We start from the raw sequence: 18,428 nt of genomic DNA on the forward strand, positions 1-18,428 counted from the left end.
GTCAGCCCCGCATCCTCGTGTAGTCTGATTAAAACACAAATGACCCGTAAGAGGGTCACTTTTTTCAAAGTGTCCATCTTACGGGTCACAGTTCACTATGACCGGGGCGGCTTTTTTGCATTCATTTCGCACGCGTCTATTATCGACAGCGTTCGACGAAATTTGACGCGCGTCAACATAAATTGACGACTTTCGACCTAGGGATATATTCTTATGTCAGGTTAGTGATCGCTTACTTACATAGGTTCCGGAGGTGGGGGAATGGAAGGTTCGCCTCGCAAAGAAAGCATAACGCTGAAGGCGATCGACATCGTACACGAGATGGGATTTCAAGGACTGACGACCCGGGAAATCGCGAAGCGGGAAGGCATCTCGGAAGCGGCGATTTACCGCCACTTCAAAAACCGGGACGAAATCGTCGCCGCCGTCGTCGCGTATTACGCGAAGTTCGACCACAACTTCGTGGAATCCATTAACGATCTCCAGCTGAGCCCGCTCGAATCGATCGTCTCGCTCCTGGAGCGGATGGCGGCCTATTACGAAGAATACCCGGCGATCTCCTCCATTATGAACGCGTTCGATTCGATGCAGTACGACGCTGCCATGGCGGAGACGACCGCCGGCATTTATTTGTTCCGGAAGACGGCGGTGGAAGATTTGCTGCGCCAAGCGCAGGAAGACGGGGCGTTGAGCCGGGACGTAGATCCGGGCCTGTTCAGCTCCATCCTCTGGAGCGCTTTCTTCTCTCAAGTGTATGAATGGAGAGGCTGCGGCCGCGCCTTCTCCTTACAAGAGCAAACCGCGGCGGCCATTGGAATGCTGCTGCGACTCGCAACAGAAAAGACGGGGTGAACCGATACCGATGATGGAACATGGCAAACGCGAGCCGATGTTCGAGATGTTCCTGTACGAATCCAATCAACTGATCGAGCAACTCGAGCAGACGATCCTCGACGTCGAACGCTGCGGCGCGATGACGCTCGAGCAGATTAATCAAATTTTCCGCGTCATGCACACGATTAAGGGTTCCTCGGCCATGATGATGTACAACCATATTTCGGAGCTGACCCATTACGCGGAGGATCTGTTTCATTACTTGCGGGAGCATCCGTCGGCGATCGACGACCCGACGTCGTTGACCGATCTCGTTCTGTCGGTGTCCGACGCGATGAAGAGCGAGCTGCGGAAGATCGACCGCGGGGAAGAGACGAAGGATCACTTCTCGGAGCTCGTCGCGGATGTAAGGGCATACATACATAATTTGAAAGAACAGGGCGTCGGCGGCAAGACCGCGCCGTCGAACGCGCTTCGCGAAACCGTCGAGCGGCAACCGCAAGCGAAGCTGGCTCGATCGGACCGCGCGGAGCCGGGAACGACGGCGTACGAGGCGGTTCTCCGGTTCGACGAGGACTGCGGCATGGAAAATATCCGCTGCTTCACGGTCGTCCATAACTTGAAGGATAACGCGGACATATTCGGCTACGAGCCCGAGGATATCATGACGAACCACGAAGGCAGCTCCGAACGGATTCGCCGGGACGGGTTCCGCATCGCATTCTCTTCTCCGCAGGGATACGACGAGCTGATCGAGTTTTTCGCAGGCTCCAGCTATATCAGCAAGGTCGATCTGACGACGGTCGCCGCCGCGTCGGAGACCGTCGAGGCGGTTCCGGAACAGGATGCAAGGCCGTCCGCGGATAGCAAGACGCCGGCGCCGACGTCCGCCATGCAAGCGGCGCAGGAGTCGATCCAGAGCACGCAGAGCCACTTCCTTAGCGTCAACGTCGAGAAGATGGACAAGCTGATGGATTTGGTCGGCGAGCTCGTGATCTCCGAGGCGATGGTGACGGAGCATCCGGAGCTGCGGGGGCTGCAGCTGGACCAGTTCTTGAAGGCGGCCAGACAGCTGAAGAAAATTACCGGAGAGCTGCAGGACGTCGTGATGTCGATTCGGATGGTGCCGCTGTCGGCGACGTTCCAGAAGATGAATCGCATCGTGCGCGACATGTCGAAGAAGCTGAACAAGGATGTAGCCTTACATATTGCAGGCCAGGAAACCGAGGTCGACAAGAGCATCATCGAGCATCTGTCCGACCCGCTCATGCACATGATCCGCAACTGCGTCGACCACGGCGTGGAGGCGGCGGAAGAACGAGCGGCGGCGGGGAAGCCGGCGCAAGGCGCGGTCTGGCTCGAAGCGAGGAACGCCGGCGGCGAAGTGTGGATTACGATTCGCGACGACGGCCGGGGGCTCGACAAAAACAAGATTTTGGCGAAGGCGAAGTCGAACGGCTTGCTTCATAAGGCCGAAGAGGAATACAGCGAACGGGAAATCTACTCCATGATTTTCCTGCCGGGCTTCTCGACCAAGGAGGCGGTCACCGAATATTCCGGCCGGGGGGTCGGGATGGACGTCGCGAACAAGAACATTCAAGCGCTCGGCGGCACGATTCACGTCGAGAGCGTTCTCGGCAAGGGAACCTCGGTCGTCGTGAAAATACCGCTGACGCTCGCCATCATCGACGGCATGACGATCAAGGTCGGCGACTCCCGGTTTACGGTGCCGACCGGCTCGATCCGGGAATCGTTCCGGGTGAACGACGAAGAAATTATTCGCGATCCGGACGGCAACGAGATGCTGCTTATTCGCGGCCGATGCCATAAGGTGCTTCGCTTGTACGAACGGTATGCGCTTCGCACCGAGGTGACGGCGCTCGATCGGGGCGTCATGCTCATGGTGGAGTACGAAGACGAAGCGGTCTGTATTTTCGCCGACGAGCTGCTCGGCAAGCAGCAGGTCGTCGTGAAGTCGCTGCCGCCGATCTTAAAGAAGATCAACGGCGTTTCGGGGTGCACCCTGCTCGGCGACGGGAGCATCAGCTTGATTTTGGACATATCCGGATTGCTGCAGCCGGCAGCCTAGAGAGGAGACGACGACATGTCGGACATCATATTGGATCAAGCGTTTATGGAAGAGGATACCCAGAAGGGGAAGTTCCTGACCTTCGTCTTGGGGACGGAAGAGTACGGCATCGAGATCAAATACGTAACGGAAATCATCAATCTGCAGCCGATCACGGTCGTGCCGGAAGTGCCTGTATATATGAAAGGGATCATTAACCTCCGAGGCACGATCATTCCCGTCATGGACGTGCGGCTTCGGTTCCAGAAGCCGGTTCGGGAGTACAACGACCGGACATGCATCATCGTCATTCACTTCGAGGACGTCACCATCGGGCTGATCGTCGACAGCGTCGCGGAAGTGCTGAACATCGCGGACGGCGACATCGTCGACCCGCCGAACATGAATCAGACGAGCCAACGGTACATCCGCGGCATCGGCAAGGTGAACGGCAGCGTGAAGCTGCTGCTCGACTGCTCGAAGCTGATCGGCGACGACGAGCTGCAGCAGATCAAGCCGAATTCATGAGAGATCTATGATAAGCAAGGAGGCGTTTCTTGCCATGAGGCAATGGTTATTGGACCTGAATCTTCGGATCAAGCTGATTTCCGCTTTCGTTGTCGTCGCATGTATCGCTGCCGTTGTCGGAGTATTCGGGATCTTGAACATGAACGCGATCAGCGACAAGGGTCAAGAGATGTACGAGGTGGACACTCGGCCGCTCGCGGTATTGGGTCAATGGTCCGGGTTATATCAGAATACGAGGGTTTCGGCGAGGGACGTGCTCCTCTCCGACGAGCCGGAATATAAGCAGGAGCGGGCGGACCGGACCGCCGAGCTCTTCAAGGCAATGGAACCGTTGCTGGCGGACTTCGCTTCGTCCGTTCACGACGACGAGGTTCGCGAGGTATACGACACGCTCGAAAGAGCCTTCGGTCCCTATTACGAGGGTACAATGGAAGTCGTGCGCATGGGCCTGACCGGTCAGGAAGAACAAGGCATGAGGCAGTTGTACGACATGGTCGAGCTGACTTCGATCGTAACGGATGCGTCGGAAGACCTCATGGCGCTCGTGTCGGAGCAGGCGGACGAGAAGGCGGACTCGAATACGGCTTTAAGCGATCGGTCGACGAGGGTCATGCTCGTCTTCATCGCCGCGGCCATGGCCTTAGCCATCGCGCTGGGCATGTTGATCGCCCGCATGATCGCCCGTCCGGTACAGACGCTCGTCGAGGCGTCGCGGAAGGTAGCCGACGGAGACCTGAACGTGAACATCGACATTCGGACGAAGGACGAGATCGGCACGCTGGCGCAGGCGTTCGGTGCGATGACGGACAGCATGAACGAGGTGCTGCATAACATCGCGAACGCGTCGGAGCAGGTCGCTTCGGGCTCCCGTCAAGTGTCGGAGGCGAGTCAAGAGCTGTCGCAGGGCTCGACGGAGCAGGCGTCCTCGATTCAGCAGCTGACGACGTCGATGGAACAAATCGCCTCGCAGACGAAGCAGAACGCCGCGAATGCCGAGGAAGCGAACCGCTTGGCGCTGTCGGCGAGCGCGGACGCGGAGCAGGGCAACGGCCGGATGAAAGAGATGCTGGCGGCGATGGAGCAAATCAACGAATCGTCGGGCAACATCTCCAAGATTATCAAGGTGATCGACGAAATCGCGTTCCAGACGAACATCCTCGCGCTGAACGCGGCGGTCGAGGCGGCTCGGGCAGGGCAGCACGGCAAGGGCTTCGCGGTCGTCGCCGAGGAAGTGCGCAACCTCGCGGCGCGCAGCGCGAACGCAGCGAAGGAGACGACGGCGCTGATCGAAGGCTCGATCAAGAAGGTCGAGGCCGGCACGAAGATCGCGAACGACACGGCGGCCGCGCTCGAGAAGATCGTGGGCGGCGTCGGCAAGGCGGCGCAGCTCGTCGGTTCGATCGCAAGCGCCTCGAACGAGCAAGCCGCGGGCATCATGCAGGCGAACCAGGGCATCGCGCAGGTGTCGGACGTCGTTCAGGCGAACTCGGCGACCAGCGAGGAGTGCGCCGCGGCGAGCGAGGAGCTGTCCGGCCAGTCCGAGCAGCTGAAGGAGATGGTCGGCAAGTTCCGGTTGAAGCGGAACGCGCTTTCGTCGGGCTTCGCCGGCTACGAATCTTACGCGGGACTCGATTCGAACCGCGCGAGGTTCGCGTCGGCGTACGCTCGGTCGGAGGTGGCCGCGGCATCCGGCAAGAAGAGGGTCCGATTGGACGACGACTTCGGGAAATACGAGTAATCCATTGAAATTAAAAACCTATGAGGGGCGTTCATATCCATGGATTGGTTTCGGAACCTACGCATCAGCAGAAAGTTACTATCGTCGTTCGGTCTCATCGCGGTCTTGGCGGGCGCGATCGGCGCGATCGGCTCCCTCAGCTTGGCGAACGTGACCGGTAAGCTGTCGGACGCCTACGAGTATAATACGAAGCCGATCGCAGGAATCGGGAACTGGCTGGAGCAATACGCCAGCATGAAGGTCGTGCTGCGCGACGCGCTCATTCAAGACGACCCGGAATATCTCGCGAGTCGGAAGGCGCGGTTCGACGAGCTGAAGCAGCAGATGGACGGTTCGTTGGCCCAATACGCCACAGGCATCGCCTCCGAAGAAGAACGCGCACAGTACAACAAGCTTGTCGAAACGTTCAATACCTACTTTAAACATTTGGAAAATACGATTCAGGCCGCCGTGGACGGCGATAAGGCGCGAGCGATTCAGCTGTACAAGGAAGGCAATGACTTGAATACCGTCGTGAACGAGGTCGGCCGGGGCATTATGCAGCTGAATATGAAGATGGCCGAGCAAGATTTGGCGTCGAACAAGGCGTCCTCCCAGCAGTTGATCGCCGTTATGATCGTGCTCAGCATTGTGGGCGCCATCGCGGCCATGGTGCTCGGCGTCGTCATCTCGCGTATGATCAGCCGTCCGATCCAGACGCTCGTCGACGCGTCGCGGAAGGTGGCCGACGGGGATATGAACGTCGATATCGGCATCCGGACGAAGGACGAAATCGGCACGCTGGCGCAGGCGTTCGCCGCGATGACGGACAGCATGAACGAGGTGCTGCATAATATCTCGAACGCGTCGGAGCAAGTCGCTTCGGGCTCCCGTCAAGTGTCGGAAGCGAGCCAAGAGCTGTCGCAGGGCTCGACGGAGCAGGCGTCCTCGATTCAGCAGCTGACGGCGTCGATGGAGCAGATCGCGTCGCAGACGAAGCAGAACGCGGCGAACGCGGAACAGGCGAATATGCTGGCGGTGTCGGCGAGCGCGGACGCGGAGCAGGGCAACAGCCAGATGAAAGAGATGCTGGCGGCGATGGAGCAAATCAACGAATCGTCGGGCAACATCTCGAAGATCATCAAGGTCATCGACGAAATCGCGTTCCAGACGAACATCCTCGCGCTGAACGCGGCGGTCGAGGCGGCGCGGGCGGGGCAGCACGGCAAAGGCTTCGCGGTCGTCGCCGAGGAAGTGCGCAACCTCGCGGCGCGCAGCGCGAACGCGGCGAAGGAGACGACGGTGCTGATCGAAGGCTCGATCAAGAAGGTCGAGGCCGGCACGAGAATCGCGAACGACACGGCGGCCGCGCTCGAGAAGATCGTGGGCGGCGTCGGCAAGGCGGCCGACCTCGTCGGTTCGATCGCGAGCGCCTCGAACGAGCAGGCCGCGGGCATCATGCAGGCGAACCAGGGCATCGCGCAGGTGTCGGAGGTTATTCAGGCGAACTCGGCGACGAGCGAGGAGTGCGCCGCGGCGAGCGAGGAGCTGTCCGGGCAGTCCGAACAGCTGAAGGAGATGGTGGGCAAGTTCCGATTGAAGCGGAATGCGTCCTCGACGGTCTTCGGCGGCTACGAAGCATACGCGGGACTCGATTCGAATCGGGCCCGGCTCGCGCCGGCGTTCGCCCGGGCGGAGGTTGCCGCGGCATCCGCGCCCGCGTCCGGCAAACCGAGAATCCGATTGGACGACGACGATTTCGGCAAATACGAGTGAGTCGGGCTGTCGTTCGGGGACGGTGCAACGGGCGTTACGTCCGCTTTCGAGCTTAAGGACGCTATATAAATCGTTAGGAGGGCACCCTCTTGAAACATTGGTTGTTGAATCTTAGGCTTCGTCTCAAGCTCGTCTTCGGGTACGCGATCGTTGCGTGCATCGCCGCCATGATCGGCATCTTCGCGATCGTGAATTTCCAATCGATCGATGACCGCGACACGGAATTATATGTGGAAAATACGGTGCCGATCGCGGCTCTCGGCAGCTGGATGGAGCTGTTCAACAGCATGCGCGTAGCCGCCAGAGACGTGCTGCTCTCCGAAGATCCGGACTACCGGCAACAGCGGGCGAATCGCATCCTGGAGCTTCACGGCGAGATGGAGTCGTTAATGGAGCGGTTGAAGTCTACGAGCTCAACCGAGGAAGGGCGCGCACGGTATGAAACCCTCGATACGGCGTTCGCCGCCTTTCACTCCGGAAACCAAGAAGTCGTTCGCCTGGCGTTGGCCGGGGAAAAGATGAAAGCGATGGAGCTCCAATACGGGAAGCTGTCGGAGCAGGCATCGACGACTTCGGATGCGGCGTTAGGGTTAATGAGCGAATTGGAGCGTCAAGCCAAACTCAAGGTAGACGAAAATACGGTCGTGGCGAACCGAACGTCCATCGTCATGATCGCTCTTATCGCGATTGCCATGCTGCTTGCCGTGGTTCTGGGTTCCTGGATTTCGGGTTTCATCGTGCGTCCGATCCAGACGCTCGTCGAGGCGTCGCGGAAGGTGGCCGACGGGGACATGAACGTGAACATCGATATCCGGACGAAGGACGAGGTCGGTACGCTGGCGCAAGCGTTCGCCGACATGACGGGCAGCATGAACGAGGTGCTGCTCGGCATCGCGAACGCGTCGGAGCAGGTCGCTTCGGGCTCCCGTCAAGTGTCGGAAGCGAGCCAGACGCTGTCGCAAGGGTCGACGGAGCAGGCGTCTTCGATTCAGCAGCTGACGGCGTCGATGGAGCAAATCGCGTCGCAGACGAAGCAGAATGCCGCGCATGCCGAGCAGGCGAACGCATTGGCGATATCGGCGAGCCGGGATGCGGAGCAGGGCAACGGCCGGATGAAAGAGATGCTGTCGGCGATGGAGCAAATCAACGATTCGTCGGGCAGCATCTCCAAGATTATCAAGGTGATCGACGAAATCGCGTTCCAGACGAACATCCTCGCGCTGAACGCGGCGGTCGAGGCGGCGCGGGCGGGCCAGCACGGCAAGGGCTTCGCGGTCGTCGCCGAGGAAGTGCGCAACCTCGCGGCGCGCAGCGCGAACGCGGCGAAGGAGACGACGGCGCTGATCGAAGGCTCGATCAAGAAGGTCGAGGCCGGCACGAGAATCGCGAACGACACGGCGGCCGCGCTCGAGAAGATCGTGGGCGGCGTCGGCAAGGCGGCGAATATCGTCGGCTCGATCGCCGCCGCTTCGAACGAGCAGGCGGTCGGCATCGCACAAGCGAACCAAGGCATCGCGCAGGTGTCGGAGGTCATCCAAGCGAACTCGGCGACGAGCGAGGAGTGCGCCGCGGCGAGCGAGGAGCTGTCCGGCCAGTCCGAGCAGCTGAAGGAGATGGTCGGCAAGTTCCGCTTGAAGCGCGTCGCGACGTCGGGCTTCGGCGGCTTCGAGTCTTACGCGGGAACGATCGCGACGAACCGCGCGCGGTTCGTGCCTCGGTTCGCTCGCGCGGAGGTCGCCGCGGCATCCGCGTCCGGCAAGCCGACCATTCGGTTGGACGACGACGACTTCGGCAAATACGAGTAGGGGTCGATTATGACGACGCTAACGGAGCAGGAATACCGGCATCTTGCCGGGTACATCAAGAAATATCTCGGCATTCATCTCGGAACCGAGAAGAAGACGCTCGTTCAGAGTCGTCTGCTTCCCGCCTTGGAGCAGCGGCGGATGAGCAGCTTCGGCCAATACGTCGAATACTTGGAGCGCGACGGCACCGGCGTCGCCCTCCGGGAGCTGGCGGCGAGGCTGACGACGAATCACACGTACTTCAACCGGGAAGCGGAGCACTTCGTCTTCCTGAGAGATCAGGTGCTCCCGTACCTGGAGCGGACGGTCCCCTCCCGCGACTTGCGGATATGGAGCGCAGGCTGCTCCTACGGGCAGGAGCCGTACACGCTGGCGATGCTGCTCGCGGACTACTTCGGCGCGAACAAGGCGTCGTGGGATACGAAGCTGCTGGCGACCGACATCTCGCCGAAGGCGATCGAGCATGCGAAGGGCGGCGTGTACAAACGGGAGGATGTTCTGCAGCTGCCGGAGCGGTGGCGGCGCGCGTACTTCCAGTCCGCCGGGATCGACAGCTTCGCCGTCGTTCCCAAAGTGAAGAACGAAGTATTGTTCCGAACGCTCAATCTCATTCATCCGTTCCCGTTCCGGCGTCCGTTCCACGTGATCTTCTGCCGGAACGTGATGATTTACTTCGACGCCAAGCTGCGCGCCGAGCTGCTGCATAAATTTTACGACGCGCTTGCGCCGGGCGGTTATTTGTTTATCGGTCACTCGGAGTCGATTCCGAGGGACGAGACGAAATTCGAATACGTCATGCCGGCGGTTTATCGAAAGTGAGGGGAACGCGTTGCCGAAAATCAAAGTGCTCGTCGTAGACGACTCCGCTTTGTTCCGACACGCGGTCGTCAGAGGGCTCGAAGAGCATCCGTCGATCGAGGTCGTCGCCGCCGCCGCGGACCCGTACGAGGCGCGCGACCGCATCTTGGAGCACGAGCCCGACGTCATGGTGCTCGACGTCGAGATGCCGAAGATGAACGGGATCGTATTTCTGAAGAAGCTCCTGCCCCAGTACCCGCTGCCGGTCGTCGTGATGAGCTCGCTGCCCGACCACGTCTTCGAAGCGATGGAATGCGGCGCGGTCGACTTCATCGCGAAGCCGGGCAGCCGAACCGGGGTCGAGGCGCCCGTCTTCCTGCGGGAGCTGCAGAGCAAGATTCGCGTCGCCGCCCGGGCGACGCTCGCCCGGCCGACCGCCGCGCCGGCGGCGCAGCAGCCGGCCGTTCGGGAACAGCCGCGGGCGGCATCGACAGCCTACGACGTCATCGCGATCGGCGCGTCGACGGGCGGGACGGAGGCGATTCTCTCCGTGCTCAAGGGGCTGCCTCCCGAGAGTCCGGGTATCGTTATCGTCCAGCATATGCCGGCGGGCTTTACGAAGTCGTATGCGGAACGGCTCGATCGAGTGACGGCGTTCGACGTGAAAGAAGCCGTCAGCGGAGACGTCGTGGCGCCCGGGAAGGCGCTGCTGGCGCCCGGCAATCAACAGATGAAGCTCGTAAAGCGCGGCTCGAGGCTGCACGTGGAAGTGTACGAAGGTCCGAAGGTAAGCGGGCATTGCCCGTCGGTCGACGTGTTGTTCGAATCGGTCGCGGCGGTCGCCGGACCCAAAGGGGTAGGCGTGCTGCTTACCGGCATGGGCAGCGACGGCGCGATGGGCCTGCTGCAGATGCGGGGCCGCGGCGCTCGAACCGTCGGTCAGGACGAGGCGACCTCTGTCGTATACGGCATGCCCAAGGTCGCGTTCGAGATCGGAGCGGTCGAGAAACAGACGTCGCTGCAGCAAATCCCCGTCGCGGTAAAGCATTGGGTGTGGAATTCGTAAGAAGAACCGGAGGCTTGAATCTGATGTACGCGGACAATTCCGTATTGCTTGCGTTGGACGATGAATGGAGCGCGCTCTTGATGGAGGGCGAAACCATATACGGGGTCAGCGGCAAGGCATTGGCCCTGCTGGGCGTAGACGACCGCGCGCAGGTCGTCGGACAGCCGTTCTCCCGCTTGCTCTATCAGCGAATCACCGCCTCTCTCTATGAGGATATCAGGGAGAGCATCGGGGCGACCGGGCGTTGGCACGGCGAGCTGAAGCTGCGAAGAGGCGAGGACTGGTTTTGGGCGGAATGCGCGATCCGCCGCCTGCCCTCCAAGAACGGCGAGCATCGCTCGCTGTGCTGCTTCCGCGACTCCACGAGGCAGAAGGAATTGGAGCATCAGGTATTTATCTCGGAGTGCTACGACACCTTGACCACGCTGCCGAACCGGGCGTTCTTCGGGTACCGCCTGTCGATCGAGGTCGACAAAGCGTCCAGAATCCCAGCTAGAACGCTGCTGCTGCTATTGATCGACATCGATCACTTCAAGCTGATTAACGACTCGTTGGGACATGCGTTCGGGGATCGCGTGTTGAAGGAGATTGCGAAGCGGCTGGAGGCGTGCACCGACCATTCGATGCTGCTCGGGCGCATCGGCGGGGACGAGTTCGCGTTGGTGCTGAAATCGGAGTCGAAGCCCGCGTTGCTGCCGAAGGTGCGGAAGGTGATCGAAGCGGTCACGACGCCGATCAAGATCGACCAGCACGATCTGTCGTTCACCTGCAGCGCGGGCGCCAGCTGTTATCCGGACGACGCGAAGGAGGCGGACATTCTGCTTAAGCACGCCGAGCTGGCGATGGCCGCGGCGAAGGAGCAAGGGCGCAACCAGATGCTGTTCTTCGAGAAGCGGATGAACGCTTCGGCGATGCGGCGTCTGCTGCTGCCGAATTACTTGCGCCGCGCGGTCGAGCGGCAGGAATTCGAGGTGTACTACCAGCCGAAGCAGCGGCTTAGCGACTTGGAGATTTACGGAATGGAGGCGCTCATCCGCTGGCGTTCGCCCGATCTCGGATGGGTGCCGCCGTCGGAGTTCGTCGCGGTCGCGGAAGAGCTTGGACTCATTCACGAGATCGGGACATGGGTCCTTCGCACCGCTTGCGCGAAGGCGCGCGAGTGGCAGCGGGAAGGCTGCCGGTCGATGAGCGTCAGCGTCAACTTATCGGGGAAGCAGTTCCAACAGCAAGACCTGGACGCGACGATCGCGGCCGTGCTGGAGGAGACGGAGCTGCCGCCGGAGCGGCTCGAGCTCGAGTTGACGGAGAGCAGCGTCATGCTGCATCCGGAGGAATCCGCGCTCGCGCTGCAGCGGCTGAAGAAGCTCGGCGTATCCGTCTCGGTCGACGACTTCGGGACGGGATTTTCCTCGCTGAATTATTTATCCGTCTTCCCGCTCGACACGCTGAAGATCGACAAGTCGTTCGTGCAGGCGATGACGAACGACGCGAAGAATGCGGTACTGGTCGAAGCGATCATCGATCTGGGGCATAAGCTGGGGCTCGCGATCGTGGCGGAGGGCGTAGAGACGCCGGAGCAACGCGAGATGCTGTCGTCGTACGGCTGCGATTGCATCCAAGGATACATTCTTAGCCCTCCGGTGGATGCGGCGAGCTTTAAAGAACGCTACTTGAGACAAGGATAACGGCGTCCGAGACGCGACGAAGAAGGAAACGGCGCAAGCTTCCGGCAGGGGCGGCGCCTTTTCTTCGTTTTCTGCATATTGACAATGATACAACTTGTAACATAATATAAGTGCAAGTTGATAGCTGCCGCATGCTCGGGAGGGGACGAATTATGGAGATGTATTGCTTTCGTTGCAGATCGATTGTGCCGGTTCGACAAATGCAGACGGTTATGAAGACGGCGTTCTACAAGTCTTATCCCGCCGGGATTTGCTGCGATTGCCATTCCCAGGAAAGCGATGCGGGTCTGAAGCCTACTGGTTTTTCTTCCACTTTTGGTACTCCAGGAAGTCCTTGAATTGCTGTTTGTCTACGCCGGAAGCCATAGCCTCTTGCACGAGCTGCGTCCATTCCGCGTCCAAGGGCTCATCCTCTTGCTCCCCGAACAGCAGCGAATTGATCGGGACCTTCAGCGTAGCGGCCATCTTCTCGATAAATTGAATCGACGGGTTGCTTTGAATATCCCGTTCTACGTTGCTTAGATATGATTTCGCCACGCCTGCCGCTTCCGCGAGCTCGGAGAGCGAGAGGCGTTTTTGTGTTCTTATGGCTTTAATGCGGTTCCCGATGCTGTCCATGGTTTGTCGTCCTTTGCGTTGGAATTGTTCTTTATATTATAACGATTATTATAACATAGTTCCTTAAAACGAACAAAATGAATATCGACTCATGTTGCAAACTTTTTTTCGAAGAGCGAGAGGAAGGGGAAAGAGAGACAGAATTGCCTGTTTTTCATTTTTTACCAATTATTCGACAAAATTCCGCCTAAAATTTTTTTTTTAGGCTACAAACTTTGACAAAATACAAACTGTATCAGGAGTATAATGCTGATATTGGGCGGATAGGAACACTGCACTATTTGCTACTATTAGGGTTTATTCTAGGAGGCTGGGTTTTCCGTGGAAGAAGCAATGAAACGCCTGGACGCAGAGTGGTTGGAACTGATCTTGACGGCGAAGCGCATGGGCTTGACCATCGAGGAGATCCGCGAATTTCTTATGAAAGAAACCGTCCAGCGTAAGGCGCAATGAAGAAAACCCTCGTAAAATACGCACTCCGCATTTTACCCTTAGGCTATATGGGGCTCGTATGGGTTCAATCCGGCCATTTCCAACCCGAATCCGTCATGCATCTTTCGCGTTATACGTTACTTTCGTTGGGGGTCTTGTTCGAAGCGGCGCATCTGTTTCAATTCGGCATTCTATACGCGGCTCTCGTCGTCGCGGCGTTGACCTTCGGCCCGCTGACGAAACGAGGGGAAGCGTTCGCGCTGCTCCTCTCCGCGCTCTATGCGTTGCTGGACGAAGCGCATCAGTATTTCGTGCCCTTCCGTTCGGCAACGCTGACCGATCTGGCGAAGGACGTCGTCGGCGTCGCGGTCGTCTGGTGGGCGATTCGAAGATCGTACCGATCCCAACGGTCCAAACTCGGACAGGCGCTTAGGAAATGCTCCGCTGCATTTTCAAAAATATAGGCTCGTCGTGTTGACATGTTCACTATAGAGAACTAAACTGTAATCAATGGTTCGTTAAAGTGAACTATTTAGACGGCTAACGACAGTGGAGGGAAATGATATGAGATCGGACGAAATAGACGTAAGGGTCTATTTTACCATGATCAAAAGACGCCTATGGCTTATTGTCGTTTGCGTTGCGTCCTTCACGACGCTTGCGGCTTGGTACAGCTACCAAAACTATGTTCCCTTGTACGAGGCGCATACCAAGCTGATCGTGAACGACGCGAGCGAGGCGGACCCGTTCGGCCGGCAGCTGATGAACATCGGCGGCGGCGGCGCGAACAGCGGATTGATCGACACTTATAAAGAAGTGATTCGGACGCCGATCATTATGGACAAGGTCGTGCAGCGCTACCCGAATTTGGGCGTGAGCTCCGAGTACTTGATGTCCGCGGTTCGCGTCGCCGCCCTGAACAACACGCAGGTCATGATTTTCTCCATCGTAGATTACTCCCATGAGCGCGCGGTCTCGATCGTGAACGCGATCACCGACGTATTTCAAGCCGAAATTCCGCACATCTCTCCGGTGAACAGCGTGGTCGTCTTAACGGAAGCGAAGATGGAATCCGACCCGCAGCCGATCAACGAGAAGCAAAACACTTACATCGTTCTCGGATTCATGGCTTCGTTGATCCTGTCGGTCGGCGCCGTCATTCTGCTCGACAGCCTCGACGACACCTTGCGGACGGAGGACGACATTCGGGAAGCGCTGGGCATTCCGACGCTGTCCTCCATCCCGAAGCTGGAGAAGCGTCGCCGATCGAAAGCCAAGAACGTCGGGGAGGGGTCGTATGCCGCGGTTAAATCCTAAGTCGACGGTTACGCTGCACGACGATGTCTCGTCCCCTTTTTCCGAAGCGTACCGCAATCTGAAAATCAATCTCGACTTCGCCGCCGTCGGCCTGACGGTTTCCATCGCGACGATCGCCGTCACTTCGGCCGCCCCGGGCGAAGGGAAGACGACGACGGCGCTGCAATTGGCCGCGGCGTATGCAAGGGGAGGAAAGAACGTCCTGCTCGTCGACGGCGACATTCGCAAGCCTAGTCTGCATGTCTTGGCGGGACGCGGCGGGCGAGCCGGACTGACGGATTACCTGGCCGATCCGAATACCGTATTGTTCGATGTCGTTCACGATTCCCCTTTGGAGGGGATGTCCGTGATGGCGGCGGGTACGCCGGTGCCGAATCCGTCCGATCTGCTTGCATCCGAGCGGCTCGACTCGCTCCTGCAGGAGCTCAAGCGAAGGTACGACGTCGTCGTTATCGATACGCCTCCGGTTCTCGGCGCGATCGACGCGAAGATCGTCGCGGCGAAGTGCGACGGCGTCTTATTCGTCGTCGAGGGCGGCAAGGTGAAGCGGGACGCCGCGAAGAAGGCGCTGGACGAACTGAATCAGGTGAAAGCCAGAATTTTAGGGGCGACGCTGACGAAGGTGCATCGGAAGGACGCTCAGAAATATCCTTACTACTCTTAATTCTAATGAAGGAAGAAGGGTACCTCGTGAGATCTGGAAGGAAGCAACGGAGGTTCATCGGGCGCGGCGCGCGCCATGTCGGGGTCGGGGTCCTCAGCCTGTCGATGCTAACCGGTTGCTCGCTGCTGGACGCTTTCCGGTCGGAAGAACCGGCGGCGGAAGCGCCCGCGCTGAAGACGGTGAAGGTCGAGCCGGTGGCCGTGCGGCGCATCGAAGAGCCCGTCTTCGTCGTCGGGGACGTCCACTCCTCGCTCCGAATGGACGTCGTCGTCGACATCGGGGGCAAGGTGGAACAAGTGTATAAGCGGCTGGGCGAGACGGTGAAGGCGGGCGAACCGCTCGCGAAGCTGAGCTCCACGGACGCGGAGCAGGCTAGATCGGAAGCGGCCGCCGCGCTGGATCGAGCGCTTGCGGCCGTCGCCGCGGGGAAGCAGGCCTTGGCCGACGGCAGGAAGGAGCTGTCCGTCGAGATCAAGAAGATGGAGCTCGAGTATGAGAGGCTCGTTCGCGCGCGGAATAAGACGAAGAACGATTACGACGGCGGAGCGGCGACGAAGTCGGCACTGGACGAAGCCGAGCTCCAGGTGGAAGCGTCCCGTATCGATCTGGAGCTGGCGAGGCAGAAGCTCCGGTCGATGACGTCGGCGGACGCGATCTCCTCGCTGGAGGCCGAAGCGAAGAACGCGGAGCAGGCGCTGCTTCGCATCGAGGAGGCGCTTACGCATCTGGAAGTCGTCTCGCCGATCGCCGGGATCATTACGGCCCAGACGTTGATCGAGGGGACGATCGTCAAGGCCGGCGAGGTCGTCGGTACGATCGACCGGGTCGATCCGCTCCGCATCTCGGCGCAGTTGAACGAGGAGGCGGCCAATCTGGTCCGGGGCAAGAGCGATCTCCAATACGCCTTGCCGGGCGGGGAAACGAAGAGTCGCGCGAATATCCATTATCTTACGAGCATCATGGATCCGGAGACGAAAACCTATGAGATCAGCTTAGAGGCGCCGGGCGTCGGCTCGGGACTGAAGCCCGGCATGAAGGTGTCGGTGCAGCTGACGGAAGACGCCGATCAGACCGCCCTCGGCATTCCGCAATATAGCGTCTTAGAGGACGGAGCGATGAAATACGTGTTCGTGCTGCAGGGGGACGTCGTGGAGAAGCGGGAGGTACGGCTCGGCCGCTCGAACGCAAACTACTACGAAGTGTTGTCCGGCGTTCGGGAAGGGGAGAAGCTCGTCGTGACGGGTCAAGCGGGGCTGCAGGATCGGGAGCAAGTGTTTAGCGTAGAAGAGGAGACGGCTTGGGAGCCGGGGGCGGTGCAGCCATGAGGAAGCATTGGCAGTGGAAGCGGCTGGCGGCCTGCTCCGTCCTCGTGCCCGTCTTGCTGTGGAGCGCGCTTCCGATGACGGCGGGCGCGGATACGGCGGCGGTTATCTCGGCCGCGGCTTCGCTTACGCCTTATGCGATCACGAGCGAGCTGAAGGCCGGCGTCAAGAGCGTCTTGAACGAACGCACGCAAGAAGGGACTCGGATCGGCGTCGTGGTGCGGTTGTTTAACCAGAGCGCGAGCGTCGTCGTCGTGCCCGACTATCAAGTCAGGGTATCGACGAAGGAGGGCATCTCCTACGCGCTGCAGCCCAGCGCGGCGAACGCGATCGCGGTGCAGCCGCGGGAGACGATCGAGTTAAGTTATATGATTACCGTGAAGCGGCACGACGCGTTCTCGCTCGAGAAGCTCGTATGGCTAAGCGTAGACGAGTTCGTGTACCCGAAGACAGAGACGGTCGTCGCTTCCGTCGGCATATCCTCCATGGAATGGAGAGGAGATGCGACGACGTTCTCCGACACGTCGAAGACGCTCGCTTGGGGCGAACCGTTCGCGTTGTCGGGAACCGGCGAGTTCGGGGCGGCCGCGGATTCGCTCCGGTATACGCCGGTGCAGCTCCTCGATCGGGAGACGCCGCAAGGCGCCGTTACGCTGGCGAGGCTGCTCGTCGAGAACCCCGGATCCGCGAAGCAGTGGATCCCCGACTTCGTCTTGGTCGGGAAAGCGGACAATCGCTACTACACGGGAACGCGGAAGGAAGCGGGAACGCTCTCGCTGGAGCCGGGGGAGACGCGGTATATTCATTACGCGCTTCCGGCGGACCACCGGAAGCCGTGGGGCGGCTTGACGGTCGCGACTCCGGAATCGTTCGTTCGATCGGACGGCACAGTCGTACCATACACGATCGGGCGGCTGCAAATTCAGACGCCGGCGAGCGCCACGGCCGCGTCTCTCCGGGTCCAACCGTATAAGCTTAAGAATAAGATCGCGCTCGACGCATCGAATCCGCTCGCGAATCCCGACATCGAGCTTGCGGTGGTGGAGCTGCAGCGGTTCGTGCAGGACGGCGACGGCTACCAGACGGCCGTAGCCAAAATTCAAATGACGAATCGAGGGAGCCGCGCCGTCTTGATGCCGCATTTCGGACTGGAGTGGGAAGCCTCGAACGGCGACCGGTACGAGGGGGTTCGTCAGACGACCGTCTGGCGGTCGCTGCTGCCGGGCATCGGCATGGTGCTGAACTACGCCTTCACGATTCCCGCCTCTGAGCAAGCGGAGAAGGTCGTGCTGCATGTGCTCGGCGGAACCGTCGACGGCCAGGCATCGGAGCTGTCCCAAGTGCCGATCGCAGCGGTGTCCGCAAGCCTGACGCCGCCGCCGGAAGCGTCGGTCATCGACATGTATCCGTTCGCGATGTCCGTGGACCGTTGGAAGATCCGGTCGGAGATCCGAGGAAGCACGAATTTCACGTACACCTATGCGCTCGAGTGGGACGTCGGCCTCTCGCGGGCAGCGGACGCCGCCGTCGACAAAACGTCGACGCGGATGAGAGCGGAGCTCGTGGACGGATCCGGCAGAGTGCTCGATTCGCAGACGCTGCCGCTCTCCGGGCAAGGGCGCATCGTGGACGGGGAACAGACGATCCGGTTCGAAGGCGCGGAGACCGAGCAGCGGATGACTTCGCTTGCGGTGAATCTCTACGAGGTGTTCGACACGGCCGAGGGAGAAGTGGCGCGTTTGGCGAAGACGTTGAAGTAAGCGGCAAGAGCTCAGGGCCGGCGAAGACGCGGATGCGC

Annotated in this window: 16 protein-coding genes; 15 read left to right on the top strand and 1 reads right to left on the bottom strand. The window is 59.9% G+C overall.

Annotation, left to right across the window (positions count from 1 at the left end; genetic code table 11):
* Positions 1 to 261 precede the first annotated feature (261 nt).
* From FE782_RS24955 to FE782_RS24995, 9 genes are all read left to right on the top strand, one after another.
* Positions 262 to 852 carry a TetR/AcrR family transcriptional regulator gene (locus FE782_RS24955; RefSeq protein WP_138197087.1) on the top strand — a complete coding sequence of 197 codons (591 nt, stop codon included), beginning with the start codon at positions 262 to 264 and terminating at the stop codon, positions 850 to 852.
* A 10-nt stretch (positions 853 to 862) separates the two neighbouring features.
* Positions 863 to 2,923 carry a chemotaxis protein CheA gene (locus FE782_RS24960; RefSeq protein WP_138197088.1) on the top strand — a complete coding sequence of 687 codons (2,061 nt, stop codon included), beginning with the start codon at positions 863 to 865 and terminating at the stop codon, positions 2,921 to 2,923.
* 15 nt (positions 2,924 to 2,938) lie between these two features.
* Complete coding sequence (locus FE782_RS24965) at positions 2,939 to 3,430, top strand: chemotaxis protein CheW (protein WP_138197089.1); 492 nt, start codon at positions 2,939 to 2,941, stop codon at positions 3,428 to 3,430.
* A 34-nt stretch (positions 3,431 to 3,464) separates the two neighbouring features.
* The gene (locus FE782_RS24970) at positions 3,465 to 5,168 is read left to right on the top strand and encodes a methyl-accepting chemotaxis protein (RefSeq protein WP_138197090.1); all 1,704 of its coding nucleotides are present in this window, start codon (positions 3,465 to 3,467) and stop codon (positions 5,166 to 5,168) included.
* A 39-nt stretch (positions 5,169 to 5,207) separates the two neighbouring features.
* A complete protein-coding gene (locus FE782_RS24975; protein ID WP_138197091.1) occupies positions 5,208 to 6,923 on the top strand; it encodes a methyl-accepting chemotaxis protein in 1,716 nt (571 codons plus the stop codon).
* Between the two features lie 89 nt (positions 6,924 to 7,012).
* Complete coding sequence (locus tag FE782_RS24980; RefSeq protein ID WP_138197092.1) at positions 7,013 to 8,728, top strand: methyl-accepting chemotaxis protein; 1,716 nt, start codon at positions 7,013 to 7,015, stop codon at positions 8,726 to 8,728.
* 9 nt (positions 8,729 to 8,737) lie between these two features.
* On the top strand, positions 8,738 to 9,547 hold the full coding sequence (locus tag FE782_RS24985; protein ID WP_138197093.1) for a CheR family methyltransferase: 810 nt from the start codon (positions 8,738 to 8,740) through the stop codon (positions 9,545 to 9,547).
* A 10-nt stretch (positions 9,548 to 9,557) separates the two neighbouring features.
* Positions 9,558 to 10,592, top strand: coding sequence for a protein-glutamate methylesterase/protein-glutamine glutaminase (locus FE782_RS24990; RefSeq protein ID WP_138197094.1), 1,035 nt, complete (start codon positions 9,558 to 9,560; stop codon positions 10,590 to 10,592).
* A 23-nt stretch (positions 10,593 to 10,615) separates the two neighbouring features.
* Complete coding sequence (locus FE782_RS24995; RefSeq protein WP_138197095.1) at positions 10,616 to 12,277, top strand: putative bifunctional diguanylate cyclase/phosphodiesterase; 1,662 nt, start codon at positions 10,616 to 10,618, stop codon at positions 12,275 to 12,277.
* Positions 12,278 to 12,571: 294 nt separating this feature from the next.
* Here the strand turns inward: FE782_RS24995 and FE782_RS25000 are convergent, their stop codons facing one another.
* Positions 12,572 to 12,895, bottom strand: coding sequence for a helix-turn-helix domain-containing protein (locus tag FE782_RS25000; RefSeq protein WP_138197096.1), 324 nt, complete (start codon positions 12,893 to 12,895; stop codon positions 12,572 to 12,574).
* 321 nt (positions 12,896 to 13,216) lie between these two features.
* Between FE782_RS25000 and FE782_RS25005 the strand changes: the two genes are divergently transcribed.
* The 6 genes from FE782_RS25005 (at position 13,217) to FE782_RS25030 (ending at position 18,390) form a co-directional block, all read left to right on the top strand.
* The gene (locus FE782_RS25005; RefSeq protein ID WP_338016918.1) at positions 13,217 to 13,348 is read left to right on the top strand and encodes an anti-repressor SinI family protein; all 132 of its coding nucleotides are present in this window, start codon (positions 13,217 to 13,219) and stop codon (positions 13,346 to 13,348) included.
* Between the two features lie 47 nt (positions 13,349 to 13,395).
* Positions 13,396 to 13,791, top strand: a complete 396-nt coding sequence (locus FE782_RS25010; RefSeq protein WP_500690501.1) for a VanZ family protein — start codon at positions 13,396 to 13,398, stop codon at positions 13,789 to 13,791.
* A 100-nt stretch (positions 13,792 to 13,891) separates the two neighbouring features.
* Positions 13,892 to 14,644, top strand: a complete 753-nt coding sequence (locus tag FE782_RS25015; protein ID WP_138197098.1) for a YveK family protein — start codon at positions 13,892 to 13,894, stop codon at positions 14,642 to 14,644.
* Entirely contained in the window at positions 14,625 to 15,308 is a 684-nt protein-coding gene (locus tag FE782_RS25020) for a CpsD/CapB family tyrosine-protein kinase (RefSeq protein WP_138197099.1), read from the top strand. Before FE782_RS25015 ends, FE782_RS25020 begins: the two co-directional genes overlap by 20 nt.
* A gap of 26 nt (positions 15,309 to 15,334) precedes the next feature.
* Positions 15,335 to 16,633 carry an efflux RND transporter periplasmic adaptor subunit gene (locus FE782_RS25025; RefSeq protein ID WP_158299535.1) on the top strand — a complete coding sequence of 433 codons (1,299 nt, stop codon included), beginning with the start codon at positions 15,335 to 15,337 and terminating at the stop codon, positions 16,631 to 16,633.
* Positions 16,630 to 18,390, top strand: coding sequence for a hypothetical protein (locus FE782_RS25030; protein ID WP_138197101.1), 1,761 nt, complete (start codon positions 16,630 to 16,632; stop codon positions 18,388 to 18,390). The genes FE782_RS25025 and FE782_RS25030 overlap by 4 nt, the downstream gene beginning before the upstream one ends.
* Positions 18,391 to 18,428 lie beyond the last annotated feature (38 nt).

It is taken from the genome of Paenibacillus antri, from assembly GCF_005765165.1.
Lineage (GTDB): Bacteria > Bacillota > Bacilli > Paenibacillales > YIM-B00363 > Paenibacillus_AE > Paenibacillus_AE antri.